Raw genomic sequence first — 25,215 nt, 5'->3', positions numbered from 1 at the left:
TATTGGGCGTGTTCTGACCTGGTTCTCACTCCGGAGAGTCCCTACGAGATTACAAGGCAGGCCTATGCAGCGGCTGTATCGTAAACGCATCGTCCTGGGCGTCGGCGGCGGTATCGCCGCTTACAAGAGCGCCGAACTGGTCCGTCGCCTGCGCGACCACGGCGCCGAAGTCCGGGTTGTTATGACCCAGGGCGGACGTGAGTTCATCACGCCTCTCACCCTGCAGGCGCTCTCCGGCCACCCGGTTCATCTGGATCTGCTCGACCCCGCCGCCGAAGCGGCGATGGGTCACATCGAACTGGCGCGCTGGGCCGATCTGGTGTTGATCGCGCCGGCCACCGCCGACCTCATGGCACGCCTGGCCCAAGGCGTCGCCAATGATCTACTGACCACCGTGGTGCTGGCGACCAACGCCCCGGTCGCCCTGGCGCCGGCCATGAACCAGGCCATGTGGGCCGATCCGGCCACTCAGGCCAATCGCGAATTGCTGTTGAAACGTGGCATTCGTCTGTTCGGCCCCGGCTCCGGCAGCCAGGCCTGCGGCGATGTCGGCATGGGCCGCATGCTCGAGGCCGACGAACTCGCCCAGGCCGCCGCGGACTGCTTCGCGACCGGCCTGCTGACGGGCAAGCACCTGCTGATCACTGCAGGTCCAACCCAGGAAAACATCGACCCGGTTCGCTACATCACCAACCACAGCTCCGGCAAGATGGGCTTCGCTCTGGCCGAGGCGGCCGCCGAGGCCGGTGCGCGAGTGACGCTGGTGACCGGCCCGGTGTTCCTGCCGACGCCCGATCGCGTGCAGCGCATCGACGTGGTCAGCGCCCGCGACATGCTCGCCGCGTGCGAAGCGGCGATGCCCTGCGACATTCTCGTCGCTGCAGCGGCGGTAGCCGACTACCGCCCGGAAGTGGTGGCACCACACAAACTGAAGAAAGACCCCACGACCGGCGACGGCCTGCTGCTGCAGATGGTGCGCAACCCGGACATTCTCGCCACGCTGGCCAGCCGCACGGACCGTCCGTTCTGCGTCGGTTTCGCCGCAGAAACCGAGAATCTGCTGGAGTACGCCACGCGCAAGCTGCGCGACAAGAATCTCGATCTGATCGTCGCCAATGACGTGGCCAACCCCAGCATCGGCTTCAACAGCGAAGACAACGCCGTCAGCGTGATCGACCGCCAGCAACACGAAACCCGTTTCGGCCAGGCCAGCAAGGGACATATCGCCCGCGCGCTGGTGGCCTTCATTGCCGACCGCTACAAAGAGTCCTGACATGCACGCACTCCAAGCCAAGATTCTCGACCCTCGCCTCGGCCAGGACTTCCCCCTTCCCGAATATGCGACACCGGGCTCTGCCGGCCTCGACCTGCGCGCCATGCTGCAGAGCGACACGGTGCTCGAGCCGGGCCAGACGCTGCTGATTCCCACCGGCATTGCCATCCACATCGGCGATCCGGGGCTCGCGGCGCTGATCCTGCCGCGCTCGGGCCTGGGCCATAAGCACGGCATCGTGCTCGGCAACCTGGTCGGGCTGATCGACTCGGACTACCAGGGCGAGCTGATGGTGTCGTGCTGGAACCGCGGCCAGAGCGCCTTCACCATCGCCGTCGGCGAGCGTATTGCGCAGCTGATGCTGGTACCGGTGGTACAGGCCCGCTTCGAACTGGTCGACAGTTTCGACAGCAGCGACCGCGGCGCTGGCGGCTTCGGGCACTCCGGCAGCCACTGAGTCACCGCGCACCGCTTACCTTTCAGGATGATTCGAGGAGCTTCATGGCACTCTTCAAGCGCACCGCCAAGGATTCAGGCGTTCTGAACCCGGCCGACACCCGCAGCAAGCGCGGCGGTTTCACCCTCAAGCCATTGCTCGGTGGCCTCGCAGCCAGCCTGATCGGGCTCGGCGCCGCCGCCGCGCTGATCTGGCTCGGTCAGCAGGGCGCTCAGCAGCAGCAACAGACACAACTCGCCGAGGCCTGGAGCCAGAGTCAGGCAAGCGCATTGCAGCAGGCGCTGCGGCGGCTGCGTACCGATACCCAGACAGCGGTGGAGCAGCAACGCCTGGTGGACGTCGTCCGTGCTGACACCGAGCTCAGACGCGAAGCCGAACAGCGCCTGCTGGAGTTGCCCGGCGTGGTCGACGCGCACCTCAATCCACGCGGCCGGGTGGTGCCGGACACCAGCCGCCCGGGCCCGCTGAACTTCGCTGCGCTCGATCTGCTACAGCGGGTCGAAGCAGGCCAGTCGGCCGCTCTGGAAGCCTACAAGGTCGACAACCGCTGGCTGCTCTACAGTGCGATTCCGCTGCGCGCCGAGGGTGAGCAGGCGATTCGCGGCACGCTGCTGCTGGTCAGCGATCTCCAGCACCTGTTCGCGACACTCCCGACGCTGCCCGACGAAGCCGGCCAGCTGCGACTGACCCAGCAATTCTCCGGCGCACCCGAACAGGTGCTGCTGCAGCGCGGCACCGCGGCCGACAATGCTTCGGCACTGACCCTCGCCAGCGGCAACGCCAACTGGAAGCTGGCCTACCTGCCCGGCGCCATCGATCAGCTGACCCTCATGCCGCTCCTCCTGCTCGCGGCCGCCCTGGTGGCGATTGCCGGCGTGCTGATCGGTCTGCAGCTGGTGCTCGGCGGCCAGCAGCGCAGGCTGCGCGAAGACGTGTTGCAGATGAGCCGCCTGCTACAGGAACTCTCCACCGGCAAGACCATCCAAATACCGGCCTTGAGCCTGCCGGTCCTCGACGCACTGGCCAGGAACATGGTCCGACTGCCTGTCCGCCAAGCTGGACCGGCTCCGACTCAGGCACCCGCCGCGGCTCCAGCCGTTCGGCCCGCCAAACCTACCGAGTACGTCGATCCGCGCTTGCCGGACACCGATATTCTCGACATCGATATTCTCGACGAGGACCAGGACATCTTCGGCCTCGACACCAAGGAGCGAGAACCCGCAATGAGCAGTGCCAAAGCCCCGAATTTGCCCGCCAGTATCTTCCGCGCCTACGACATCCGTGGCGTTGTCGGCGACAGCCTGACTACCGAGACCGCCTACTGGGTCGGCCGCGCCATCGGGTCCGAGAGCCTCGCCAAGGGTGAACCCAACGTTTCGGTTGGCCGCGACGGGCGCCTGTCCGGTCCCGAACTGGTCCAGCACCTCATTCAAGGTCTGCTCGACAGCGGCTGCGACGTCAGCGATATCGGCATGGTGCCGACGCCGGTGCTCTATTACGCCGCCAACATTCTCGCCGGCAAGTCCGGCGTGATGCTCACCGGCAGCCACAATCCGCCGGACTACAACGGCTTCAAGATCGTCATCGCCGGCGACACCCTGGCCAACGAACAGATCCAGACCCTACGCAAGCGCATCGAGACCAACGACCTGTCCAGCGGCGTGGGCAAGGTCGAGCAGGTCGATGTACTGGAACGCTACTTCGAGCAGATTCGCAATGACATCGCCATGGCCAAGCCGATGAAGGTGGTGGTCGACTGCGGTAACGGCGTCGCCGGCGTCATCGCCCCACGCATGATCGAAGCACTGGGTTGCACCGTGATCCCGCTGTACTGCGAGGTCGACGGCAACTTCCCGAATCACCATCCGGATCCGGGCAAACCGGAAAATCTGGTCGACCTGATCGCCAAGGTAAAATCCGAGAAGGCCGATCTCGGTCTGGCTTTCGACGGCGATGGCGACCGCGTCGGCGTGGTGACCAACGCCGGCACCATGATCTATCCGGACCGCCTGCTGATGCTCTTCGCCAAGGATGTGGTATCGCGCAATCCCGGCGCCGACATCATCTTCGACGTCAAATGCACCCGTCGCCTCACTCCGCTGATCAGCGGTTACGGCGGCCGGCCGGTGATGTGGAAGACCGGCCATTCGCTGATCAAGAAGAAGATGAAGGAGTCCGGCGCGCTGCTCGCTGGCGAAATGAGCGGGCACATCTTCTTCAAGGAACGCTGGTTCGGCTTCGACGACGGCATCTACAGCGCCGCGCGCCTGCTGGAAATCCTCAGCCAGGACAAGCGTGACGCTGAGCAGGTGTTCGCCGCATTCCCCTGCGATATCTCGACACCGGAGATCAACATCACGGTGACAGAGGAAAGCAAATTCACCATCATGGACGCCCTGCAACGTGACGCTCAGTGGGGCGAAGCCAACCTGATCACCCTCGACGGTGTACGGGTCGACTATCCCAAGGGCTGGGGCCTGATCCGCGCCTCGAACACCACACCGGTTCTGGTGCTGCGCTTCGAGGCCGACAGCGAGGAAGAACTCAGCCGCATTCAGGACGTTTTCCGCGCACAGCTGCTCAACGTTGCACCCGATCTCAAACTGCCGTTCTGATTTGCGGAGCCCTGCATGACCCTCAGCCGTGAAGCTGCCACCCAATTCGCCAAGGTACTTTCCGAGGCGCTGCCCTACATCCGCCGGTTCGTCGGCAAGACGCTGGTCATCAAGTACGGCGGCAACGCGATGGAAAGCGAGGAGCTGAAAACCGGCTTCGCGCGCGACATCGTGCTGATGAAGGCGGTCGGCATCAATCCGGTGGTGGTGCACGGTGGCGGTCCGCAGATCGGCGACCTGCTCAAGCGGCTGAACATCGAAAGCCACTTCATCGACGGCATGCGGGTCACCGACAGCCAGACCATGGACGTGGTGGAGATGGTTCTCGGCGGGCAGGTAAACAAAAGCATCGTCAGCCTGATCAACCAGCATGGCGGCAGCGCCATTGGCCTGACCGGCAAGGACGCCGGCCTGATCCGCGCCAAGAAGCTCAAGGCGACCCGCCAGACACCGGAGATGACCAAGCCGGAAATCATCGACATTGGCCATGTCGGCGAAGTCACCGGCGTCAATGCCGAGCTGCTGGAAATGCTGGTGCAGGGCAACTTCATCCCGGTAATCGCGCCGATTGGCGTGGGCGAGAACGGTGAGTCCTACAACATCAATGCCGACCTGGTCGCCGGTAAAGTCGCAGAAGCGCTGAAAGCCGAGAAGCTGATGCTGCTGACCAACATTGCCGGCCTGATGGACAAGCAGGGCAGCGTGCTGACCGGCCTGTCCACGGCCCAGGTCGACGCACTGATCGCCGACGGCACCATCTACGGCGGCATGCTGCCGAAGATCCGTTGCGCGCTGGAAGCGGTGCAAGGTGGCGTCAACAGCGCCCACATCATCGACGGTCGCGTGCCCAACGCGGTGTTGCTGGAGATCTTCACCGATGTCGGCGTCGGCACACTGATCACCAACAGCCAGGGTTGAAGCAGACGCAAAAGAAAACGGAGCCTAGGCTCCCTTTTTTCATGCCGTGCCGCCGGCCGATCAGAGATCGATACGGAACGACTCGAGCATCGCCGGGATGCCCGGGAACATGCCGATACCCAGCATCACGGCGCAGAGCACGATGAAGACGATCGTCGGGATGACCCAACGATGCAGGTGGCTCAGGGACTGACCACGCTCCTTGTCACCGATCAGCCCGAGATTGTCGAGCAGCACGGTCAGCGACCAGCCGAACACCGGATTAACCAGCGCCGAGGAAAAGATCACGATGGCCGCCGACTGCGAGGTCTTGCCTTCACGGGTCATCTGCATACCGGCTTCCAGCAGCGGCAGGAACACGCCGACCATCAGCGCCACGCTCAGTACCGGCGGCCAGATCGCCAGATCCATCGGGTAGCCCCAAAGCGCCGCAACCACACAGAGCAGGCCGGTGAGCAATGCACCGGCGGGAATCGGGCGCTTGGCGATGGCGGCCGGCACCATGAAGGTGCCCCAGGATGAGGCCAGGTTACCGCCACCCAGCGACGTGCCGACGATCTGTCGTGCCGCCGCAACGCACATGGTGTCATCGATGTTCATCAGCACCTTCTTCGCCTTCGGCGGATAGTTCAGCTGCTGGAACACACGATGTCCAAGGAAGTCCGGCGACCACATGGCTACCGCCAGCACGGCAAATGGCGCGACAGCAATGAAGTGATGCAGCTCGGGCAGACCGATCTGCCAGCCGGTAGTCTCGCCCCACCAGTACATCGGATTCAGGTTGGGCACACCCGGCTCGGTGGTGAACTCGAACGGAGCGCCTAATGCAAATGCGATCACGGCCGCCAGCGCCGAACCCAGCGGAATCGCCAGCCAGCGCATGCGGATATGTTCTAGATAGGCGTACATCACGATGGTGGCGAACACCACGATAAACGCGATGTAGCCCATGTCGAAGCTGTCGGCCCAACCGAACAGCTTCTTGATCTGCGAGGTAATGCCGATGAAACCCAGATACAGCAGCAATCCGCCACAAACGCCATCACTAGTCAGACGCGCCAACAGACTGCCGCCCTTGAAGACACCGAGGGTGAAACCGAGCACACCCACCATGATCCCCAGCGCCATAGGATGCCCGCCCGATGCGACGATCAAGGGAATCAACGGAATCAGCGGGCCATGGGTCCCGGCCAGGTTGGCCGTGGGATTGAGGAAACCGGAGAACACCACGACAAACAGCAGTGCTGCGATCAGCATCTCGTAGCGCGCGTTCTCGATCACGAACTCGTTGGAAAGCCCCATCGGGCCGGCGAAAGCCGCAACAACAGCCGCCACCATGACGATCTTGCCGATGGTCGCCGCCATGGCCGGCACCCAATCTTCGTACTCGAAACGGTAGTCACGAAACGGCAGGTTTATTCCCCAGCGCTTCGGCGCCATGATCTCCAGTTCATGCTCGAGGTATTCAGAGCGAGTCGCGAAATTTCCCTTCGGCTTGTGAAGCTCCCGATAACTGCGTAGGTCCCTACCATTCATGCTAGTCAGCCATACCGAAAAATTTGCGCCACGGTACAGACTGACCCCAAGCAACTCATCACGACCTTGAAACTATTGAGCTAGAGCGGTCTTTTGTGATAGCAAGCAAGCTACTCATCGAGCTATTGGCATAGCAAATAGCCACGCCAAGTATTTTGAAACAAGGGAACGGGTATCAGCGTTTTACTGCTTTTGCCCTAGCAATTCGGCAATCCGCTGGCGATCACTGGCAAAGCTGACTTCCGCATCAGCGCGCGCCTTTTCGAAACGCTTGAGGTCGCGCTGCAGACTCTGCTCTTCCTTTTCAAGGTTCTCGATCTGCGCCAACAGGTTGCCCGGAACCTTGCGACCGGCGCGCTCATGGTTCGCCGCCTGCTTGCGCAAGCTCGCATGCTGGTTGCGTATCGACTGCAGGTTGCCGCGGGCCAAGCCCATCACGCTATCGAGCTCGGAAAGCTTGCGCGTTTCGGCCCGCTCCACATCCTCGACACTGGCATACAGACGCAGCAGCTGCGCATCCGATGCAGCACGGGCCTTCTGTGCCTGCAACCGGGCAAATTCCTCCGCGGTCGGTGCCGGCGGCACCTCGCGGACCACTCGCCCTTGCTCGTTGAGCACCTGATATCCACGCGAAATGTGTTGCGGCGGCACGCCATGGCGATCGAGTACGACCACGCCGCGGTCGTCCACATAGCGATACAGCTCGGCAGCCGAGGCCAATACCGGACATATGACTCCCAGCAGGAGCAACGTACGAGCGGCTACCGATTTACGCATGGCGCATTACCTACCCTGGGTCAGATTCCGTACTGCTCGCGATAAGCCTGTACCGCGGGCAGGTGCTGTTTCAGCTGAGCGTCGTCGGCGAGATATTCCAGCACTTGCTCAAGGGACACAATACTGATTACCGGCATTCGATAATCACGTTCAACTTCTTGAATCGCCGACAGCTCGCCCTGCCCTCTTTCCTGTCGATTCAAGGCGATGAGTACGCCGGCGGCCTCGGCTTTCTGCGCCTGGATGATCTGCATCACTTCGCGGATCGCGGTGCCGGCGGTGATCACGTCATCGACGATCAGCACACGCCCCACCAGCGGTGCACCGACCAGCGTGCCACCCTCACCATGATCCTTGGCTTCCTTGCGGTTGAAGCACCAAGGCAGGTCGCGCTGATGCTGCTCGGCCAGCGCGATGGCGGTGGCTGCGCCTAGCGGGATGCCCTTGTAGGCCGGGCCGAAGATGACGTCGAAATCCAGGCCGCTCTCGATCACCGCCGAGGCGTAGAACCGCCCGAGCTGTGCCAACGCGCTGCCGCTGTTGAACAACCCGGCATTGAAAAAATAGGGGCTGGTGCGTCCCGACTTGAGAGTGAACTCACCGAAACGCAGAACACCGCGTTCGATGGCGAAGCGAATGAACTCGCGCTGGTACGCCTGCATGAAGAAATTTCCCGGAAAACCACTGTTTTAGCTAATTGCGAAGAGCTTGGGTTATCATACACGCACGTGTTTTTAGGGGCCATTTATGCGGATCATCAGCGTCAACGTGAATGGCATTCAAGCGGCGGCACAGCGGGGATTGCTCAGCTGGCTGCAAGCGCAGAATGCCGATGTCATCTGCCTGCAAGATACCCGCGCCTCTGCCTTGGAACTCGACGATCCGGCCTACCAGCTGGACGGTTACTTTCTCTATGCCTGCGATGCCGAGATTCCGGAGCAGGGAGGCGTGGCGCTCTATTCCAGGCTGCAGCCGAAGGCCGTCATCACCGGACTGGGCTTCGAGACGGCGGATCGCTACGGGCGTTACCTGCAGGCGGATTTCGACAAGGTCAGCATCGCCAGCCTGTTGGTGCCGTCCGGCCACGGCGGCGATGCCAACCTGAACCACAAACTCAAGTTCATGGACGACTTCGCCCACTACCTGGACAAGCAGCGCCGCAAGCGCCGCGAGTACATTTATTGTGGCTCACTGTATGTCGCCCACCAGAAGTTGGACGTGAAGAACTGGCGCGATTGTCAGCAGGACCCAGGGTTTCTGGCGCCCGAGCGCGCCTGGCTGGACGAGATTTTCGGCAATATGGGCTATATCGACGCCCTGCGCGAAGTCAATCGCGAAGGCGATCTGTTCAGCTGGTGGCCGGACACCGAGCAGGCCGAAATGCTCAACCTCGGCTGGCGTTTCGACTACCAGATCCTGACATCCGGTCTACGCCGCTTCGTGCGCACTGCTCGCCTGCCACGGCAGCCACGCTTCTCCCAGCACGCGCCGCTGATCGTTGACTACGACTGGACGCTGAGCCTCTGAGGCTCAGCGGTTTGCCCTACTTGACCAGCCGCCAACAGAACGGATAGCGGTAGGGCTTGCCCTCGTTGGCGCGAATGCCGGCGATCACCACCAGCACCAGCGCCACCACGCTCACCAACACCATTAGCGGAAAGCCGATGAGGATCCAGGCCAGCACGCCGCAGATCATCATTGCGATGCTGAAGGTCAGCTGAAAATTCAGCGCCTCCCTACCCTGCTGATCGACGAAGGGATCCATGTCCTTCTTCAGCTGCCAGACGATGAGCGGGCCGATCACGTTGCCGATCATCGGCGCCAGAAACCAGAAGAACGCCGAGTAGTGGCAGAACATCGCCCACTGGCGCGCTTCGCGACTGGGTAACGGCACAAGATCCTGATCGGTCATTTCGCGCTACCTCTTGCTCAGTCCGCCAGCGCCGCGCGCTGTAGCTCGAACAGCTGGCGCACGCCATCATGGGCCAGAGCCAGCATCGCATTGAGTTCCTCAGGATGGAACGGTGCCCCCTCGGCCGTGCCCTGCACCTCGATAAAGCCGCCCGCGTCGGTCATCACCACATTCAGATCGGTTTCGGCCGCCGAGTCCTCCAGGTAATCCAGATCCAGCACCGGTTCGCCCTGGTAGATACCGACCGATACCGCTGCAATCATCTGCTTGACCGGATCGCCCGCCTTCAGACCGCCACGTTTCTTTAGCACCTTGAGCGCATCGATCACCGCCACCATGGCACCGGTGATCGACGCCGTGCGCGTACCGCCGTCGGCCTGGATCACATCGCAGTCGATGAACAGCGTGTTCTCACCGAGCTTGCTCATGTCGAGCGCCGCACGCAACGAACGACCGATCAGGCGCTGGATTTCCAGAGTGCGTCCACCCTGCTTGCCGCGCGAGGCTTCACGCTGGTTGCGCTCACCCGTAGCGCGCGGCAGCATGCCGTACTCGGCGGTCAGCCAACCCTGCCCCTGCCCTTTCAGGAAACGCGGGACGCCGGACTCGATGCTGACCGTGCAGATCACCTTGGTGTCGCCGAACTCCACCAGCACCGAGCCCTCGGCATGCTTGGTGTAGTTGCGGGTGATGCGGATCGAGCGCAGCTGATCGGCGGCACGGCCACTGGGTCGCTTCATGTATAGGTCCTGCTAGATAGGAAATTGACCGGCATTATAGAGCCCATTGGCGTGGAAAAGGGTCGCGACCGTCCGGCCATCGCTGCCGCGACACCCTGTTTTCCTTTACAATCCTTCGCCTTTCGCAGCCCGCAATCGAGAGGTATCCCCGATGGTCCACAGCATGACGGCCTTTGCCCGCAGCGAGCAGGCCGGCACCCATGGCACCCTCAGTTGGGAAATCCGCTCGGTCAATCATCGCTATCTCGAGCCGCACCTGCGCCTGCCGGACGCCTTCCGCGACCTCGAAGGCGCGGTTCGCGATGCCCTGCGCAAAGGCATCTCGCGCGGCAAGGTGGAGTGCACTTTGCGCTTCGCCGAGGAAAACAACCGCACCGCCCTGCAGGTCGACCGCGAGCGCGCCAGCCAGTTGATCGCCGCCGCCGAAAGCGTTGCCGCACTGATCAGCCAACCCGCACCGATTGACCCGCTGCAGGTACTTGGCTGGCCGGGCGTACTGGTCGGCGACGCAGTCGACCCACAAGCACTCAACCAGAGTGCCCTGCAGCTCTTCCACAGTGCGCTCGAGCAGCTCAAGGAAGGCCGCGGGCGTGAGGGCGACGAACTGGCCAAGCTACTCAACGAGCGTCTGGACAGCATCCTCGAAGAAGTTGCCACGCTGCGCGAACAGGTGCCGCAGATGCTCGCAGCCCAGCGCCAGAAGGTGCTCGACCGCTTCAGCGAAATGCAGGCAGAACTCGACCCACAGCGCCTCGAACAGGAAATGGTCCTGCTGGCACAGAAGAGTGACGTTGCCGAAGAACTGGACCGCCTGAACACCCACGTGACCGAAGTGCGACGCGTACTCAAGACCGGCGGCGCGGCCGGACGCCGGCTCGACTTCCTCATGCAGGAACTCAATCGCGAAGCCAACACCCTCGGCTCGAAAGCGTTCGACCCGCGCAGCACTCAGGCCGCGGTCAATCTCAAGGTATTGATCGAGCAGATGCGCGAGCAGGTGCAAAACCTCGAATAACCATCAGCCACCACAACGGCTGGTCTATTTTGTCCCACAGCATTAACAGCGCTTTTCAGGAACCCGTCATGTCCGCCACCACCGGTACGCTTTATATCGTTTCCGCGCCTTCCGGGGCCGGCAAGACCAGCCTGGTCAAGGCGCTGGTCGATGCACAACCGCAGGTGCGGGTGTCGGTTTCCCATACCACCCGTACCATGCGGCCGGGCGAGGTCGACGGCGTTAACTATCACTTCGTCAGCCGCGAGGATTTTCTCGCGCGACTGGAGCGCAACGAGTTTCTCGAGCATGCCGAAGTGTTCGGCAACCTGTACGGCACCTCCCAGCGCTGGTTGGAAGACACCCTGGCCGAAGGCTTCGACCTGATCCTGGAGATCGACTGGCAAGGCGCGCAGCAGGTGCGCCGCCTGATGCCCCAGGCCAAATCGATCTTCATCCTGCCGCCGACACAGGAAGCACTGCGCCAACGCCTCAACAACCGCGGCCAGGACAGTGACGAGATCATCGACAAGCGCATGCGCGAAGCGGTCAGCGAAATGAGCCACTACGTCGAATACGATTACCTGGTGATCAACGACGACTTCGCCCACGCCCTGATTGACCTGCAGTCGATCTTCCGCTCCAACCAACTGATACAGAAGACCCAGCAACAGCGCCACGCCCGCCTTCTTGGCGAATTGCTCGCGCAGGTCGGTTGACGCACAGCCCGCAGAAACAGCGCTTCCATTAAGGCTGGTGATTTTTTAGACTACTCCGTCCGCTCGCCCATTCGGGCACGCTCTACCGCTATTGATGAGGAACACCATGGCCCGCGTTACCGTTGAAGATTGCCTGGACAACGTCGATAACCGCTTCGAGCTGGTCATGCTCGCTACCAAGCGCTCGCGCCAGCTGGCCACCGGTGGCAAGGAGCCCAAGGTCGCATGGGAAAATGACAAGCCGACCGTCGTCGCCCTGCGCGAGATCGCTTCCGGCCTGGTCGACTACGATGTCATTGCACAAGACGAGATCGTTGACGACGAGCCTCTCTTCACCCAGTACGAGGAAGAGCCGAACGAGGCCATCTGAATAAATGCCAGGTCGAAGTCGAACCGATAACATCGAAGCCCGCTGGCAAGGAGCACTGTCTTGCCAGCCATAGACGCGCTTGCGGATCGCCTATCGACCTACCTCGGCCCGGATCAGGTCAATCTGGTCCGTCGTGCCTATTTTTACGCCGAGCAGGCCCACGACGGTCAACGCCGGCGCAGCGGTGAAGCCTACGTCACCCATCCTCTCGCGGTAGCCAACATCCTCGCCGACATGCACATGGACCATCAGAGCCTGATGGCCGCGATGCTGCATGACGTCATTGAAGACACCGGCATTCCCAAGGAAGCGCTGGTCGCGCAGTTCGGCGAAACCGTTGCCGAACTGGTCGACGGGGTCAGCAAGCTGACCCAGATGAACTTCGAGACCAAGGCCGAGGCACAGGCCGAGAATTTCCAGAAGATGGCCATGGCCATGGCTCGCGATATCCGCGTGATCCTGGTCAAACTCGCCGACCGCCTGCACAACATGCGTACCCTGGAAGTGCTGGCCGGGGAAAAGCGCCGCCGCATCGCCAAGGAAACCCTCGAGATCTACGCGCCCATCGCCAACCGGCTGGGCATGCACACCATGCGCGTGGAGTTCGAGGATCTCGGTTTCAAGGCCATGCACCCGATGCGCTCCGAACGCATCCGCGCAGCCGTTCGCCGCGCCCGCGGCAACCGCAACGAGATCGTCGAGAAGATCGAACAATCGCTGATCCATTGCCTAGAGCGCGAAGGCCTGGAAGGCGACGTACTGGGCCGCGAGAAGCACCTATACAGCATCTACAAGAAGATGCGCGGCAAGCGCAAGGCGTTCCACGAGATCATGGACGTCTACGCGTTCCGCATCGTGGTGGACAAGGTCGACACCTGCTACCGCGTGCTCGGTGCGGTGCACAGCCTGTACAAGCCGCTGCCGGGCCGTTTCAAGGACTACATCGCGATTCCCAAGGCCAACGGCTACCAGTCCCTGCACACCACCCTGTTCGGCATGCACGGCGTGCCCATCGAGATCCAGATTCGCACCCGCGAGATGGAAGAGATGGCCAACAACGGCATCGCCGCGCACTGGCTGTACAAGTCCCCCGAGGACGAAGTGCCCAAGGGCACCCACGCCCGCGCCCGCCAGTGGGTCAAGGGTGTACTGGAACTGCAGCAGCGCGCCGGCAACTCGCTGGAATTCATCGAGAGCGTGAAGATCGACCTGTTCCCCGACGAGGTCTACGTCTTCACCCCCAAGGGCCGCATCATGGAGATGCCCAAGGGTTCCACCGCCGTCGACTTCGCCTACGCGGTGCACACCGACGTCGGCAACACCTGCATCGCCTGCCGCGTCAACCGTCGCCTGGCGCCGCTGTCGCAACCACTGGAGAGTGGCTCGACGGTGGAGATCGTCACCGCACCAGGTGCGCGGCCGAATCCGGCCTGGCTGAATTTTGTCGTCACCGGCAAGGCACGCACGCATATCCGCCATGCGCTCAAACTGCAGCGTCGTTCGGAGTCGATCAACCTCGGCGAGCGCTTGCTGAGCAAGGCGCTCAGCGGCTTCGAGACCAGCCTGGACAAGATCAGCGCCGAGCGCATCCAGCAGGTACTGACCGAATACCACATGGAGTACGTCGAGGATCTGCTGGAGGATATCGGCCTGGGCAACCGCATGGCCTATGTGATCGCGCGCCGTCTGATATCGCACGACAATGAGGAAGTACCGGCACTCGAAGGTCCGTTGGCGATTCGCGGCACCGAAGGGCTGGTGCTGAACTACGCCAAGTGCTGTACGCCGATTCCCGGCGACCCCATCGTCGGGCATCTATCGGCCGGCAAGGGCATGGTCGTGCACCTGGAAACCTGCCGGAACATCGCCGACGTACGCCACAACCCGGACAAGTGCATCCAGCTATCCTGGTCGAAGGATGTCACCGGCGAGTTCAATGTCGAGCTCCGGGTCGAGCTGGAGCACCAGCGCGGCCTGATCGCCCTGCTCGCCGGCAGCGTCAATGCCGCCGACGGCAACATCGAGAAGATCGGCATGGACGAGCGCGACGGCCGCATCAGCGTCGTCCAGCTGGTGGTCAGCGTGCATGACCGCGTGCACCTGGCCCGAGTCATCAAGAAGCTGCGCGCCATCAAGGGCGTCACCCGCATCACCCGCGTCAAGGCCTGACCTCCTCCGTCAACTTCGATCTGTCTGCAAAACGCCACGGCTGGCCGCTCTCGCCATCAGCCATTATGCTGGCTGCCCGTTGCCCAACCCTCAGAGGAGTCTCCATGAGCAAGACCGTGATCAACACCGACAAGGCGCCGGCCGCCATTGGCACCTACTCCCAGGCCATCAAGGCCGGCAACACCGTCTACCTGTCCGGGCAGATCCCGCTGGATCCCAAGAACATGGAGCTGGTGGAAGGTTTCGAAGCGCAGGCGGTGCAGGTTTTCGAGAACCTCAAGGCGGTGGCAGAAGCGGCTGGCGGCTCGCTGAAGGACATCGTCAAGCTCAACATCTTCCTCACCGACCTCGGCAACTTCGCCACCGTCAACGAGGTGATGAGCCGCTACTGCCAGCAGCCGTACCCGGCGCGTGCCGCCATCGGTGTCTCCGCCCTGCCCAAGGGTGCGCAGGTTGAAATGGACGCCGTTCTGGTCATCGACTGACCGGATCGTCTGTCGGCGCGGCGCCAGTCGCCGCGTCATCGACCTCAACGCACCAGAATTTCGACCCGCCGATTGCGCGGCTCGGCCGTGGCATCCGGCGTCGCTATCAGCAGATTGCGCTCGCCGTGGGATTCCACCCGCAACTCCATCGCTTCCAGCCCCTTGGTACGCAACAGCTCGGCGACCGCCTGGGCGCGACGCAAACCGACCTGCTCGTTGGCCGCACGATGACCCAGCGTATCGGTATGGCCGATGACTGTTACCACCGGATAGTCCCGACGCTGGGCTGCCAGCAGAACGCTGTCCAGCAGTTGTTCAGCCGTGCTGTCCAGCGCGCCGGATGGCGCGATATGAAGGCTAAAACGCTCGGGCAATGCCGGCTGGGCAGCCAGCGCCTTGTCGAAGTCCGCCTTGCGGCGCATGTCCGGTACGACATAGGCCTGACCGGTACCGGCAATTGCCATGCCCTGGCCAGACGCGTCCAACCGACGCTCCCCTTCCTCTCCAAGCATCACACCACCGCGCCCACCACTGTCGTCCGCCAGCATCACGTAGGAATGCTGCGCGCAGCCCGCCACTGCCGTCATCGCCAGCAGCACCATCGTTTGCATCAGCGTAATCGGCTTCACGGGCTCACCTTCATCAACACCTGGCCACCGCGCACACCGATGCGGCCGTCCGGCGTGTCGACAGCGATAGCCTGTGGGTCGAGGCGGGCCATGTCGCCCGCAATCAGGTTGAGCGTGCCGCGATTGAGCGTCGCGCGCAGGCGCAGCTCATCCAATGCCGGGGCGAAGCGATAGTCGTCGAGGGTCAGCTCGCTGTGCGGGCCGAACGCCAAAACACTGCCGTCGCCGAGGATCACCCCCAGCGCACCTTCGGCGCCGGTGCTCAAAGCCACACCCGGCACGATTGCCTGGCCGACCTTGGCGGCGTTGGTATAGCCGCGACTGCTGATGTACGCAGCGCCTTCCACCCGCGCCACATGGCCTACCGGCTCGGGTAGGTTCTCAGCGTTGGTAGGCGCAATCCAGACCGCGGCGGCCATGCAGAAGGCACGCAGCATGTAGTTCTTGAAGCAAGTCATCGAATTCTCGAATCGCCAGGAGTGCGGTTGGAGCGATACCGCTCCACTGGACTAAGGCAGTCCAAACCGGCAAAAAATCCCGTACCGTTTCGTTTTCCGGTGATTTGTTGGTCGAACAGGCATGCACGGGGGTCGCATCTGCTCGCGGCCTCGACCATAAGGTGTTGCCTGAGCGCGCCGGTCCTCGCTGCGGCAAGCTGAGTCGAATGTCATACAGGCATGACTCGCTCATGCCTCGATGGGAGGCGCTCCAATGCAGATAGCGACCCATCAAGAACCGCCTCAGGGGTCGATCATCCGTCCCCCGGTGGCGTGAAACGCCTTCAGTTCACGTAACGCTGCGTCGCCTGTTGCAGCAGCCCTTCCTGTTTCATCTGGTCGAGGGTGCGCTGCAGTTTCTCGACGACTGCATCCGGCGTTTCCTTGTTCAGCGCCAGATAGAGGTCGACACGGCTCAGGGTCAGCGCCACGGCCAGCGGGCCGACGCCGGCCTGCTTCGCCTCGTATTCGCCGGAAGGGTTGGTGGTCGCCCACAGATCGAACTGGCCGGCCTTCAGCTTGGCCGGGGTGTCGATCAGCGAACTCTGCACCTCGATGCCACGGTTGATCAGATACTGACTGCCCACGCTGCCATCCTTCGAGCCGATTCGATACTGCTTGGCGGCATCCAGGCTGGAGACCTGAATCTGGCTCTCCGGAGTCTTGAGCAGCACGATCTGGATCTCGCTGAGCGGACCGACCCACTTGTACTTGGGCTCGCGCTCGGGGGTACGGCTGAGGGAGAACACGGCGAAGCCCGGGGTCTTCTCGGCCAGCTGCTGCAGGCGGCTCCACGGGAAACGCAGCGTCATCGCATAGGGCACGCCCGCGCGCTTGAACAGAGCGGCCACCACCTCGGCATCAATGCCGCTGATCGCATCCTCCTTGGCGAAATTCTTGCCATCGTCGGCCATGCTGAACGGCGGGAAATTCTGCGTGAGCAGGTTGATGGTTTCCCCGTCGGCGCTGGCCGAGGCGATTGGCAGGAGGGTAATCAGCGCGCCCAGAAAAGCGCAGCGAAGATACTTCTTGTTGGTCGGCATGTGGAAGTCTCGGGTCGATCGGACGTTGTTTTTCCGCACCGGCATCGGTTCCGGGCGGCTGTCGGCAGGTTCTTATTGCGCCCGGTTCGGGACAAGCGACCGCGCGGCGATGAACCCTAACAGGGCCTTGCGGGACAATCTCTGTGCCGGATCACTTACGTGAGATGCCGTGCTCCGCCAGGCCCGCCGGGCGTCGCGGCACGTCATCCGACGCACACTTTCGTTCCCCGCGCAGCCGGTCATTCGTCGAAAACCTGCTCTCCGTTCGTCGCGTAGCCGCCCCCATGGTGGCACTTGCCGTATTCTCGCCGGCTATCGGAGTCTGCCGAGCCGAGACACAGTCGGGCATATAAATCGCATCCAACACATCCGAACTGTGGCGCGCCATGCAAATGGCGCCGCGGGGTTTCCCGCGAACAACTGTGGTCCGCCTCCTGGCGGTGGTTTGTCGAAACGTCGGGTTTCCCGATTGGATGTGAAATGAAAACAGCCCGTCTGCTACAAGGTCGCCGCGGCCCTGTACTTCTTATTTTCCTGCTCCTGCTGATCGCCGCCAGCGTCGCCTATTGGCAGTTGCGCCCCAGCGCCCCGTCGACGCCAGCCACTGGTGCGGCTTCGAGCATGCTCGAAGCCTTGCAGGACTCCACCGAGCCCTGGCAGGCCAATCGCCGCGATCTCTCGGTGCTGATGAACGATCTGCGTGGCGCCAGCATTGCCAGCGCCGCATTGGGTAAGGATGCGGTCTACGTCAGCCTGCACGAGGGCCTGCGCTACTGGGTGCCGGACCAGTCCGGACGCGTCGCGAGACTGCTACTCGAGCAATACGCGCAGAGCAGCGGCGAGCTGTTCCCGTTGGCGATGTTCCAGACCGACGCGGAACAGCCGTTTTACAAGATCCTTCTGCCCTACTCACCGATCGCCCTGCTGCTGATTGGCGCGGCGGTGTTCTTCGCCATGAAGACCCGTAGCTTTGAAGTCCAGCGAAAGGGCAGCGGTGTGACCTTCGCTGATGTCATCGGCGCCGCCGAGGCCAAGCAGGCGCTCAGCGACGTCACCGCCTACCTGCGCGATCCGGCCGCCTATGCCCGTCTCGGCGCCCGCCCGCCCAAGGGCGTGCTGCTGACCGGCGAGCCCGGCACCGGCAAGACCCAGCTGGCCAAGGCGCTGGCGAGTGGGTCGAATGCCAGCTTCATCCAGGTCACCGGCAGCGACTTCTCCTCGATGTATTTCGGTGTCGGCATCCAGAAGGTCAAGGCGCTGTTCCGCACCGCCCGCAAGCAGGCGCCGTGCATCATTTTTATCGACGAAATCGACGGCATCGGCAAGCGCGCCGAGCAGACACGTTCCAGCGATGCCGAGAGCAACCGCATCATCAACCAGTTCCTCGCCGAGATGGACGGCTTCGATGGCGCCGCCGGCGTGCTGGTATTGGGCGCCACCAACTTCCCCAACTCGCTCGACCCGGCGCTGGTGCGCGAAGGCCGCTTCGACCGCTCGATCGCCGTCGGCCTGCCCGGCCTCGATGACCGCGAAGCGCTGTTCCGCCTCTACGCCGGAAAGATCAGCGCGGCGACCGATCTGGACTTCCCGCAGCTGGCGCGCAATACCGTCGGCCTGACGCCGGCCGCGATCGCCTATATCGTCAACCACGCAGCATTGCTGGCGGCCCGCGCGGGCGCCAGACAGGTCGATATGGCGCATTTCGTCGACGCGGTGGAAACCTGCCGCATCGGCGAGCAGCCCTCCGGCGTGACGCCGATGTCCGCCACCGATCGCAAGCGCATTGCCGTGCACGAGGCTGGCCACGCGCTGGTAGCGGCGGCACTGAAGGTCGGCCGGGTGGAAAAGGTCACCATCCTGCCGCGGGGTCAGGCGCTGGGGGTGACGCTGGTAACGCCGGTGGAAGACAAGCGCCTGCACATGTATTCCGAGCTGCGCAATCGCATCCAGATGCTGCTGGCCGGGCGCGGCGCCGAGCAGCTGTATTTCCACGAGGTGTCGTCCGGCGCCGGGCAGGATCTGCAGGAAGCCTCGAAGATCGCCCTTTCCATGGTCGGCGCCCTCGGCATGGGGCCGCGCGGCTCGCTGTTGAGCCTGCAGGCCGTGCGCGACGCGCATCTGGACAGCGATCCGCGCGAAGCGCTGGAAGCAGCCGATGAGCTGCTGCAGCAGCTCAATCAGGAGTGCCTGGCCCTGCTGCAGCAGTTGAAACCAGCGCTCGACCACATCACCGAGCGCCTGCTCGCGGTGGAAACCGTGCCTGGGGAAGAGGTGCTGGCGGCTATCGAACGGTTGCCCGTGCACCATCACGAAGCCAGTGTCAGCTCGATCATCGGCCATGCGATGAACAGCATCGACCGCGTCGCGGCCAGCGCCATGGACAGCACCGACAGCTTCGAACTGTCGCCGGTGGTATCGAGCGAGCCAGAAGACGACGGCCCGACCCGGCTCTGAGCCGGAGGGCGTAACGATCCCGGCGGACGGCACATCCGCTGGGATCAGTGCACGGCCGGCGCCGCCTGCTGCAGCGTGGCGATGCCGTCCAGGCGCCGCGACAACACGCCGAAACGTCGCCGGTATTGCGCTGGCGTGAGGCCGACCTTGCGCCGAAACAGTCGACCGAAGAAGCCGGCGTCCTGATAGCCGACCTCCCAGGCGATCGCTTCAACCGACAGCTCTCCGCTTTCCAGCAGTTGCTTGGCCTCCTCCAGCCGCAGGGTATGGATGTAATCCAGCGGCGTCAGTCCGGTGGCCAGGGCGAAGCGGCGCTGGAAAGTCCGTTCCGGCAGGCCGCTGATGCGCACCATGGCGCTCACCGGCGCCTCCTCCTCGTAGTGCTGCGCCGCCCATTCCTGACAACGCGCGATCACCGGATCGGCCAGCTGCCCGGTGCGCATCATCGCGGCGTAGGCCAGCGGGCTGGTCGCATCCCAATCGAACAGGTTCATCCGCGCCACCTCCATCGCCTCCCGCGCACCGACGAAACGGGCGATGAGAAACAGCCCCAGCGCATGCCAGCTGCTGCCACTGCCGGACATCACCAGGCGCTGGCCGACGCCGGTGCTGACCAATGCCTTGTCCGGGTGCCAGTGCACGTCCGGGTATTCGCGTCGCAGGCAATCGCAGTAGCCCCAGTGCGAAGTCCCTTCGCAGCCGGCCAAGAGCCCGGTGCGCGCCAGCAGCATCGCCCCGGAGCAGGCAGCGGCCAGCGTCGCGCCGGCCGCGTAGCGCTCGCACAGCCATTGCGCCTCGGGCGCGTAGCGATCATCCAGCGGCTCCCAGGGGCTGACCGCCAGGTTGCTGACAATCACCACATCGGTCGGCGGCGCATCGTCCAGACTGGCGTGAGGGTGGACCGGGATATCGTTGTAGACCCGCAGCGAGCGTCCGTCGCGGCTGACGATCAGCGGCAGGAAAGGCGACGCCACGTCGGCGCGGTGCAGCAGTTGCTGCCAGTCGCGACGGGCACCCAGCAGCAGATCGTAGAGGCCGAATAGCGTCGAGGCCGTACTGTCCGGCGTCGCCAGCAGGGCGACGGTCAGCGGCGGACGTTCGGCGATCTCTGAGCGGGCCATGGCGGAAATAGCCGGTTTGTTTCCAGGATGGCTGGGGGCCAACGTAAGCCAAACCCCGAGTATGGGCACGTTGGCCGATGCCAACGAACCGGACTCATGGAGCATAGAACAATGAAAGACGCACACGGGTACCAACTGACCGGCTGCAATAGCGAGGCGCAGGCCCTGCTCGATCAGGCGCTCGCGCAGTTTCGCTGCCTGCACGCCGAATCGCTGGCAACCACCGAAGCCACACTGCAGGCCTCGCCGGAACTGGTCATGGGCCATGTCCTGCACGCCTGGCTCTACCTGCTCGGCACCGAGGCGGCCGCCCTGCCCGTAGCCCACACCTCGTACGAGCGCGCCCTCGAGCTGCCGCACAATGACCGCGAGGCCCGCCACCTGCAGGCGCTGCGGCAACTGCTGGATGGCCGCTGGCACGCCGCCGGACGCGTGCTGGAGGACCTCAGCATCGACTATCCCCACGACATGCTGGCGCTGCAGGCCGGACAGCAGATCGACTTTTTCACCGGCGATGCGCGAATGCTGCGCGACCGCATTGCCCGTGTGCTGCCGGACTGGTCACTGCAGCTGCCTGGCTATCATGCGTTGCTCGGCCTGTACGCGTTCGGGCTGGAAGAATGCGGCGACTATCGGCTCGCCGAGCGCTATGGCCGTGAAGCAATCGCCCTGCAACCCGCCGACGCCTGGGCACAGCACGCGGTCGCCCACGTCCTGGAAATGCAGGGACGGCGCGAGGAAGGCATCGCCTGGATGCGAGGCAATCCGGCCTGGCAGCAGGACAGCATGCTGGCGGTGCACAACTGGTGGCACCTGGCGTTGCACCACATCGAGCTGGACGATTGCGGCGCGGCCCTGGACCTGTTCGACGGCCCGGTGAATGGCCATCAGAGCCCCCTGGCGCTGGAGCTGATCGACGCCAGCGCACTGCTCTGGCGGCTGCAACTGCGTGGCGTGGATGTCGGCGACCGCTGGACTGGCGTGGCCGAGCGCTGGGCCGCGATGGCGGAGGACGGCAACTATGCGTTCAACGACTTTCACGCTGCGATGGCCTTCGCCTGCGCCGGACGCGGCGACCTGCTGGGTCTGCTGCGCGCAGCCCAGCAACGGGCCTGCACGCGGGACGATGACAATGCGCGCTTCACCGCCCAGATCGGCGCCCCAGGCGTCGAGGCAGTAGTCGCCTTCGTCGAAGGCGACAACACGCGGTGTGTGGAGCGGCTGCGCTCGATCCGCAATCAGGCGCAGCGTTTTGGCGGCAGTCATGCACAACGCGACCTGGTCGACCAGACACTGATCGCCGCGGCCGACCGCGACGGTCAGCAGCGCCTTGCACGCGCCCTGCAGCGCGAGCGACAGCTACTTGCCGAACAACGGCGCATGCAGTGAAAGGATGGCGCCCACGGGCGCCATCGCTGCTGGAAAGTTAAGGCAACACCACCAGCCGGTTCGGCAGTTCGTTGCGTTCGTGGGTCTTCGGCACATGCTGCGCCAACAGCGCTCCACTGGCCTCGATGCAGCCAAGAAAGCCTTCGAGCACCTGGCCCTGCTTTACCCGATCGGTGAAGCAGGCGACGACAGACTCCCATGCGGCATTGTCGATACGGCTGGAGATGCCGCGGTCGACCAGAATCTCCACGTAGCGCTCTGCTTCGGAGACGAAGATCAACACGCCGGTGTCGCCTTCGGTGTGATGCAGATTGAGTTCGATGAACTGACGCCGCGCCAGGTTGCAGGCGCGCCAGTTGCGCACCGAACGGGGGATCAGATGGCTGGTCAGCGCCGGCATGCGGAACAGCACCGCGAGCACGATAAAGGTCGCCCACTGCACCAGCAGCAGCTGCCATGCGTTAAGCCAGCCACTGAAGAACAGCAGCGCTCCGGGTAGCAGCAGCGCGATCAGGCCGGCCCATAGCAGCGGGATGTAGTGGTAGTCGTCGGCCTGCGCGGCCAGCACCGTGACCAGCTCGGCATCGGTGCTGCGCTCGACGCGCTCGATCGCCTCGGCTACCTGTTGCAGTTCGCTTTCGCTCAGTAAGGTCATCGTTCATCCATCATTGATTTACCAGCCGCCGGAAGCGCCACCGCCGCCGAAACCGCCGCCGCCCCCACCGAAGCCACCGCCGCCGAAACCACCACCACCGCCCCGCCCCATACCGCCAAGCAAGGCGCCCAGCAGCAAGGCACGACGACCGCCACCGCGGCCACCGCGCCCGCCGCCGATAACGAAGATTGCTACCAGCATGAGGAAGAAACCGAGAATCCCGAGGCCGCCGGGTTGCTCCTGCACCATCGGCATCACCGGGCGCAGCTCGGCCGGCAGCGGGTCGCCGCCGAGCACGGTGACGATCGCCTCCGCACCTTCGGTGATGCCGGCCATGAAGTCGCCGCGCTGGAATGCCGGCGCGATGATCCGGTTGATGATGACCGAGGACTGCGCGTCGGTGAGCCGGCCTTCCAGACCGTAGCCGACCTCGATGCGAATCTTGCGATCATCGCGAGCGACGATCAGCAGCGCACCGTTGTCCTCGCCCTTCTGGCCGATGCCCCAGGTACGGCCAAGCTCCAGACCGAATTCCTCGATGCTGCGCCCGCCCAGGTCCGGCACCGTGACAACGACAACCTGCTCACCGGTCGCCTGCTCATGGCCGGCCAGCATGCTGGTCAGCCGCGCCTCGGCCTGGGTGTCGAGCAGCTCGGCACGATCGACCACGCGCCCGGTCAGCTCCGGGACCTCGGCTTCCTGGGCGACGAGGCTACCGGCCCAGAGCAGCAGGATCAGCAGTAGCGGAAACCTGGAGGTCATTGAAACTGCACTTGTGGCGCTTGCTCGGCATTCTCGGCGGTAGCCTCGAAGTTCTCGCGAATCGGCATGTCGCTGTACATCAGGGTGTGCCAGATACGACCGGGGAAGGTTCGAATCTCGGTGTTGTAGCGCTCGACCGCAGCGATGAAGTCGCGACGTGCCACCGCGATGCGGTTCTCGGTGCCTTCGAGCTGCGATTGCAGGGCAAGGAAGTTCTGATTGGATTTCAGATCCGGATAGCGCTCGGATACCGCCATCAGCCGGCTCAGGGCGCCGGTCAGCTGGTTCTGCGCCTGCTGGAACTGCTGCAGCTTCTGCGGATCATCGAGTGTGCTGGCATCGACCTGAATCGACGTGGCCTTGGCCCGCGCCTCGACCACGGCGGTAAGGGTTTCCTGCTCCTGACGGGCGAAGCCCTTGACCGTCTCGACCAGATTGGGAATCAGGTCGGCACGGCGCTGGTACTGGTTCTCCACCTGCGACCAGGCGGCCTTTACCTGCTCGTCATAGGTTGGGATGTTATTGACTCCGCAACCGGCCAGAAGCCAGGAGAGGAAGACCACGGCAGTCAGTTGCCAGGTGTAGCGAAAACGCTGCGTATGCATGATGCGCCTGTCCATTCTGTTAACCAGTACTCAGATAAGAATAGCCAAACGCCATAAGAGTTCAGGCGCGCAACAAAAGCTCACAGCTCGAGCATGAATAACGCGTCTAAATGAGATGCCAGGGCGCGCGCGCCAACAGCGCCTTGCAACGGGTCTGCAGATGTCCATGCAGCAGCCGCACCGACTTGCTCAACTGCGCGCGATGGGCGCAGAGCAGGCTGAGTGGCGCCGCCTCGCCAAGACAGTCCGGCAACAGCACCTGTAGACGGCCCGCTGCCACGTCGTCGGCGATATCCAGCCAGGACTTGTAGGCCAGCCCGCTGCCGGCCAGCGCCCAACGACGCACCACGTCGGCATCGTCACTGACCCGGTCACCACTGACCTGCACGGTGACCGCCCGGCGTCCTTCCTGAAAGCACCAGCGGTCGTGCACGCGCCCGGCGAGCATGAAGCGCAGGCAGTTGTGCGCCGCCAGCTCGTCCAGCCGTCGTGGCTCGCCGTGCCGTTGCAGGTAGGCAGGCGAAGCGCACAGCACCCGGCGGTTCTCGCCAGCGACCGGCAGCGCGACGAGGCTGGAATCCTCCGGCGCGCCATAGCGCAGGACGATGTCCACCGGCTGACGGAACAGATCGGTCAGCCCGTCGCCCAGCAGCAGGCGCAGCTGCAACTGCGGATGACTCGCCTGGAATTCGTCGAGCCAAGGCAGCAGCACGTTGCGCCCGAAGTCGGACGGCGCCGACAGCTGCAGCACGCCGCTGATCGCCTCGCGACCACCAGCGAGCGCCTGTGCCCCCTCGTGCAAGCTAGCCAGTGCTGCCCGGGCATGCAGCAGATAAGCCTCGCCCTCGGCGGTCAGGCGCAGGCTGCGGGTGGAGCGCACGAACAGCCGCACACTCAGGCTCGCTTCGAGGCGCTTCAAGGCCGCACTGGCCACTGCGGGCGACACGTCAAGCCCGCGCGCGGCCGCGGAAAGGCTGCCGCTGTCGGCGGTACGGACGAACAGCTGCAGGTCGTCGATACGCAGCATTTTCAAAACCCTATTGAAAGAGCCTCGCTTATCGCCCCGTTTTTCCGCCGCGTCAAATAGCTGAGCAT

25 protein-coding genes are annotated in these 25,215 nt (G+C 63.6%); 12 read left to right on the top strand and 13 right to left on the bottom strand.

The window, feature by feature from the left end; all coding sequences use genetic code 11:
* The first annotated feature begins 64 nt into the window (after nt 1-64).
* The 4 genes from coaBC to argB are packed head-to-tail and all read left to right on the top strand — an operon-like array spanning nt 65 to nt 5,263.
* A complete protein-coding gene (gene coaBC, locus BM275_RS14315) occupies nt 65-1,273 on the top strand; it encodes a bifunctional phosphopantothenoylcysteine decarboxylase/phosphopantothenate--cysteine ligase CoaBC (RefSeq protein ID WP_014821797.1) in 1,209 nt (402 codons plus the stop codon).
* A 1-nt stretch (nt 1,274) separates the two neighbouring features.
* Nucleotides 1,275-1,730: a dUTP diphosphatase gene (gene dut / locus BM275_RS14310; RefSeq protein WP_003283360.1), complete on the top strand. Its 456-nt coding sequence runs from the start codon at nt 1,275-1,277 to the stop codon at nt 1,728-1,730.
* A gap of 44 nt (nt 1,731-1,774) precedes the next feature.
* A complete protein-coding gene (locus tag BM275_RS22580; protein WP_090521920.1) occupies nt 1,775-4,345 on the top strand; it encodes a phosphomannomutase/phosphoglucomutase in 2,571 nt (856 codons plus the stop codon).
* A gap of 15 nt (nt 4,346-4,360) precedes the next feature.
* Nucleotides 4,361-5,263, top strand: a complete 903-nt coding sequence (argB, locus tag BM275_RS14300; RefSeq protein WP_003295449.1) for an acetylglutamate kinase — start codon at nt 4,361-4,363, stop codon at nt 5,261-5,263.
* A 60-nt stretch (nt 5,264-5,323) separates the two neighbouring features.
* Here the strand turns inward: argB and BM275_RS14295 are convergent, their stop codons facing one another.
* From BM275_RS14295 to pyrE, 3 genes are all read right to left on the bottom strand, one after another.
* Nucleotides 5,324-6,799, bottom strand: a complete 1,476-nt coding sequence (locus BM275_RS14295; RefSeq protein WP_080902081.1) for a DUF3360 family protein — start codon at nt 6,797-6,799, stop codon at nt 5,324-5,326.
* 183 nt (nt 6,800-6,982) lie between these two features.
* Nucleotides 6,983-7,576 (bottom strand): DUF4124 domain-containing protein, encoded by a 594-nt coding sequence (locus BM275_RS14290; RefSeq protein WP_224742652.1) that lies wholly within the window; start codon nt 7,574-7,576, stop codon nt 6,983-6,985.
* Between the two features lie 20 nt (nt 7,577-7,596).
* A complete protein-coding gene (pyrE, locus tag BM275_RS14285; RefSeq protein WP_046618395.1) occupies nt 7,597-8,238 on the bottom strand; it encodes an orotate phosphoribosyltransferase in 642 nt (213 codons plus the stop codon).
* An 85-nt stretch (nt 8,239-8,323) separates the two neighbouring features.
* Here pyrE and BM275_RS14280 point away from each other — a divergent pair, with 85 nt between their 5' ends.
* A complete protein-coding gene (locus BM275_RS14280) occupies nt 8,324-9,103 on the top strand; it encodes an exodeoxyribonuclease III (protein WP_014821803.1) in 780 nt (259 codons plus the stop codon).
* Nucleotides 9,104-9,119: 16 nt separating this feature from the next.
* Here the strand turns inward: BM275_RS14280 and BM275_RS14275 are convergent, their stop codons facing one another.
* Together BM275_RS14275 and rph are read right to left on the bottom strand one after the other, a co-directional pair.
* Complete coding sequence (locus BM275_RS14275) at nt 9,120-9,488, bottom strand: DUF4870 domain-containing protein (RefSeq protein ID WP_046618397.1); 369 nt, start codon at nt 9,486-9,488, stop codon at nt 9,120-9,122.
* Between the two features lie 17 nt (nt 9,489-9,505).
* Nucleotides 9,506-10,228, bottom strand: a complete 723-nt coding sequence (rph, locus tag BM275_RS14270; RefSeq protein WP_046618399.1) for a ribonuclease PH — start codon at nt 10,226-10,228, stop codon at nt 9,506-9,508.
* 151 nt (nt 10,229-10,379) lie between these two features.
* Between rph and BM275_RS14265 the strand changes: the two genes are divergently transcribed.
* The 5 genes from BM275_RS14265 (at nt 10,380) to BM275_RS14245 (ending at nt 14,965) form a co-directional block, all read left to right on the top strand.
* Complete coding sequence (locus tag BM275_RS14265; protein ID WP_046618401.1) at nt 10,380-11,243, top strand: YicC/YloC family endoribonuclease; 864 nt, start codon at nt 10,380-10,382, stop codon at nt 11,241-11,243.
* A 68-nt stretch (nt 11,244-11,311) separates the two neighbouring features.
* Nucleotides 11,312-11,941, top strand: a complete 630-nt coding sequence (gene gmk / locus BM275_RS14260) for a guanylate kinase (RefSeq protein WP_042921757.1) — start codon at nt 11,312-11,314, stop codon at nt 11,939-11,941.
* Nucleotides 11,942-12,047: 106 nt separating this feature from the next.
* On the top strand, nt 12,048-12,311 hold the full coding sequence (gene rpoZ / locus BM275_RS14255; protein ID WP_003283345.1) for a DNA-directed RNA polymerase subunit omega: 264 nt from the start codon (nt 12,048-12,050) through the stop codon (nt 12,309-12,311).
* A gap of 60 nt (nt 12,312-12,371) precedes the next feature.
* Nucleotides 12,372-14,480, top strand: a complete 2,109-nt coding sequence (spoT, locus tag BM275_RS14250; RefSeq protein WP_046618404.1) for a bifunctional GTP diphosphokinase/guanosine-3',5'-bis pyrophosphate 3'-pyrophosphohydrolase — start codon at nt 12,372-12,374, stop codon at nt 14,478-14,480.
* Between the two features lie 104 nt (nt 14,481-14,584).
* Nucleotides 14,585-14,965, top strand: a complete 381-nt coding sequence (locus BM275_RS14245; RefSeq protein ID WP_090521916.1) for a RidA family protein — start codon at nt 14,585-14,587, stop codon at nt 14,963-14,965.
* Between the two features lie 44 nt (nt 14,966-15,009).
* On the opposite strand, the gene BM275_RS14240 is transcribed toward BM275_RS14245, so the two are convergent.
* The 3 genes from BM275_RS14240 to BM275_RS14230 form a co-directional block, all read right to left on the bottom strand.
* Nucleotides 15,010-15,576, bottom strand: coding sequence for an OmpA family protein (locus BM275_RS14240; RefSeq protein ID WP_041015352.1), 567 nt, complete (start codon nt 15,574-15,576; stop codon nt 15,010-15,012).
* A gap of 14 nt (nt 15,577-15,590) precedes the next feature.
* Nucleotides 15,591-16,052 carry a FecR family protein gene (locus BM275_RS14235; protein WP_090521914.1) on the bottom strand — a complete coding sequence of 154 codons (462 nt, stop codon included), beginning with the start codon at nt 16,050-16,052 and terminating at the stop codon, nt 15,591-15,593.
* A 323-nt stretch (nt 16,053-16,375) separates the two neighbouring features.
* Nucleotides 16,376-17,134 carry a substrate-binding periplasmic protein gene (locus BM275_RS14230; RefSeq protein WP_090521912.1) on the bottom strand — a complete coding sequence of 253 codons (759 nt, stop codon included), beginning with the start codon at nt 17,132-17,134 and terminating at the stop codon, nt 16,376-16,378.
* Between the two features lie 480 nt (nt 17,135-17,614).
* On the opposite strand from BM275_RS14230, the gene BM275_RS14225 reads away from it, so the two are divergent.
* Nucleotides 17,615-19,588, top strand: a complete 1,974-nt coding sequence (locus BM275_RS14225; RefSeq protein WP_090521910.1) for an AAA family ATPase — start codon at nt 17,615-17,617, stop codon at nt 19,586-19,588.
* A 44-nt stretch (nt 19,589-19,632) separates the two neighbouring features.
* On the opposite strand, the gene BM275_RS14220 is transcribed toward BM275_RS14225, so the two are convergent.
* The gene (locus BM275_RS14220) at nt 19,633-20,709 is read right to left on the bottom strand and encodes a GlxA family transcriptional regulator (RefSeq protein ID WP_090521908.1); all 1,077 of its coding nucleotides are present in this window, start codon (nt 20,707-20,709) and stop codon (nt 19,633-19,635) included.
* A 111-nt stretch (nt 20,710-20,820) separates the two neighbouring features.
* Between BM275_RS14220 and BM275_RS14215 the strand changes: the two genes are divergently transcribed.
* Nucleotides 20,821-22,098, top strand: a complete 1,278-nt coding sequence (locus tag BM275_RS14215; protein ID WP_090521906.1) for a tetratricopeptide repeat protein — start codon at nt 20,821-20,823, stop codon at nt 22,096-22,098.
* 37 nt (nt 22,099-22,135) lie between these two features.
* On the opposite strand, the gene BM275_RS14210 is transcribed toward BM275_RS14215, so the two are convergent.
* From BM275_RS14210 to BM275_RS14195, 4 genes are all read right to left on the bottom strand, one after another.
* Entirely contained in the window at nt 22,136-22,753 is a 618-nt protein-coding gene (locus BM275_RS14210; protein WP_090521904.1) for a TPM domain-containing protein, read from the bottom strand.
* Between the two features lie 18 nt (nt 22,754-22,771).
* Nucleotides 22,772-23,515 (bottom strand): TPM domain-containing protein, encoded by a 744-nt coding sequence (locus BM275_RS14205; protein ID WP_090521902.1) that lies wholly within the window; start codon nt 23,513-23,515, stop codon nt 22,772-22,774.
* Nucleotides 23,512-24,120, bottom strand: coding sequence for a LemA family protein (locus BM275_RS14200; protein WP_044316339.1), 609 nt, complete (start codon nt 24,118-24,120; stop codon nt 23,512-23,514). Before BM275_RS14200 ends, BM275_RS14205 begins: the two co-directional genes overlap by 4 nt.
* 106 nt (nt 24,121-24,226) lie before the next feature.
* Nucleotides 24,227-25,147, bottom strand: a complete 921-nt coding sequence (locus BM275_RS14195; protein ID WP_090521900.1) for a LysR family transcriptional regulator — start codon at nt 25,145-25,147, stop codon at nt 24,227-24,229.
* Nucleotides 25,148-25,215: the final 68 nt, after the last annotated feature.

This window comes from Stutzerimonas kunmingensis (assembly GCF_900114065.1).
GTDB classification, from domain to species: domain Bacteria; phylum Pseudomonadota; class Gammaproteobacteria; order Pseudomonadales; family Pseudomonadaceae; genus Stutzerimonas; species Stutzerimonas kunmingensis.
Note: the sequence above shows the minus strand (reverse complement) of the source record. Positions and strands in the feature narration are given on the sequence as shown.

Coding starts and splice junctions, on each gene's coding strand:
- BM275_RS14220 (WP_090521908.1), bottom strand. CDS start 20,709: ATGGCCCGCTCAGAGATCGCCGAACGTCCGCCGCTGACCGTCGCCCTG.
- BM275_RS14245 (WP_090521916.1), top strand. CDS start 14,585: ATGAGCAAGACCGTGATCAACACCGACAAGGCGCCGGCCGCCATTGGC.
- BM275_RS14265 (WP_046618401.1), top strand. CDS start 10,380: ATGGTCCACAGCATGACGGCCTTTGCCCGCAGCGAGCAGGCCGGCACC.
- BM275_RS14215 (WP_090521906.1), top strand. CDS start 20,821: ATGAAAGACGCACACGGGTACCAACTGACCGGCTGCAATAGCGAGGCG.
- BM275_RS14195 (WP_090521900.1), bottom strand. CDS start 25,147: ATGCTGCGTATCGACGACCTGCAGCTGTTCGTCCGTACCGCCGACAGC.
- BM275_RS14275 (WP_046618397.1), bottom strand. CDS start 9,488: ATGACCGATCAGGATCTTGTGCCGTTACCCAGTCGCGAAGCGCGCCAG.
- BM275_RS14205 (WP_090521902.1), bottom strand. CDS start 23,515: ATGACCTCCAGGTTTCCGCTACTGCTGATCCTGCTGCTCTGGGCCGGT.
- BM275_RS14235 (WP_090521914.1), bottom strand. CDS start 16,052: ATGACTTGCTTCAAGAACTACATGCTGCGTGCCTTCTGCATGGCCGCC.
- BM275_RS14210 (WP_090521904.1), bottom strand. CDS start 22,753: ATGACCTTACTGAGCGAAAGCGAACTGCAACAGGTAGCCGAGGCGATC.
- rph (WP_046618399.1), bottom strand. CDS start 10,228: ATGAAGCGACCCAGTGGCCGTGCCGCCGATCAGCTGCGCTCGATCCGC.
- BM275_RS14200 (WP_044316339.1), bottom strand. CDS start 24,120: ATGCATACGCAGCGTTTTCGCTACACCTGGCAACTGACTGCCGTGGTC.
- BM275_RS22580 (WP_090521920.1), top strand. CDS start 1,775: ATGGCACTCTTCAAGCGCACCGCCAAGGATTCAGGCGTTCTGAACCCG.
- coaBC (WP_014821797.1), top strand. CDS start 65: ATGCAGCGGCTGTATCGTAAACGCATCGTCCTGGGCGTCGGCGGCGGT.
- pyrE (WP_046618395.1), bottom strand. CDS start 8,238: ATGCAGGCGTACCAGCGCGAGTTCATTCGCTTCGCCATCGAACGCGGT.
- BM275_RS14230 (WP_090521912.1), bottom strand. CDS start 17,134: ATGCCGACCAACAAGAAGTATCTTCGCTGCGCTTTTCTGGGCGCGCTG.
- gmk (WP_042921757.1), top strand. CDS start 11,312: ATGTCCGCCACCACCGGTACGCTTTATATCGTTTCCGCGCCTTCCGGG.
- BM275_RS14240 (WP_041015352.1), bottom strand. CDS start 15,576: ATGCAAACGATGGTGCTGCTGGCGATGACGGCAGTGGCGGGCTGCGCG.
- dut (WP_003283360.1), top strand. CDS start 1,275: ATGCACGCACTCCAAGCCAAGATTCTCGACCCTCGCCTCGGCCAGGAC.
- BM275_RS14295 (WP_080902081.1), bottom strand. CDS start 6,799: ATGAATGGTAGGGACCTACGCAGTTATCGGGAGCTTCACAAGCCGAAG.
- rpoZ (WP_003283345.1), top strand. CDS start 12,048: ATGGCCCGCGTTACCGTTGAAGATTGCCTGGACAACGTCGATAACCGC.
- BM275_RS14280 (WP_014821803.1), top strand. CDS start 8,324: ATGCGGATCATCAGCGTCAACGTGAATGGCATTCAAGCGGCGGCACAG.
- argB (WP_003295449.1), top strand. CDS start 4,361: ATGACCCTCAGCCGTGAAGCTGCCACCCAATTCGCCAAGGTACTTTCC.
- BM275_RS14290 (WP_224742652.1), bottom strand. CDS start 7,576: ATGCGTAAATCGGTAGCCGCTCGTACGTTGCTCCTGCTGGGAGTCATA.
- BM275_RS14225 (WP_090521910.1), top strand. CDS start 17,615: ATGAAAACAGCCCGTCTGCTACAAGGTCGCCGCGGCCCTGTACTTCTT.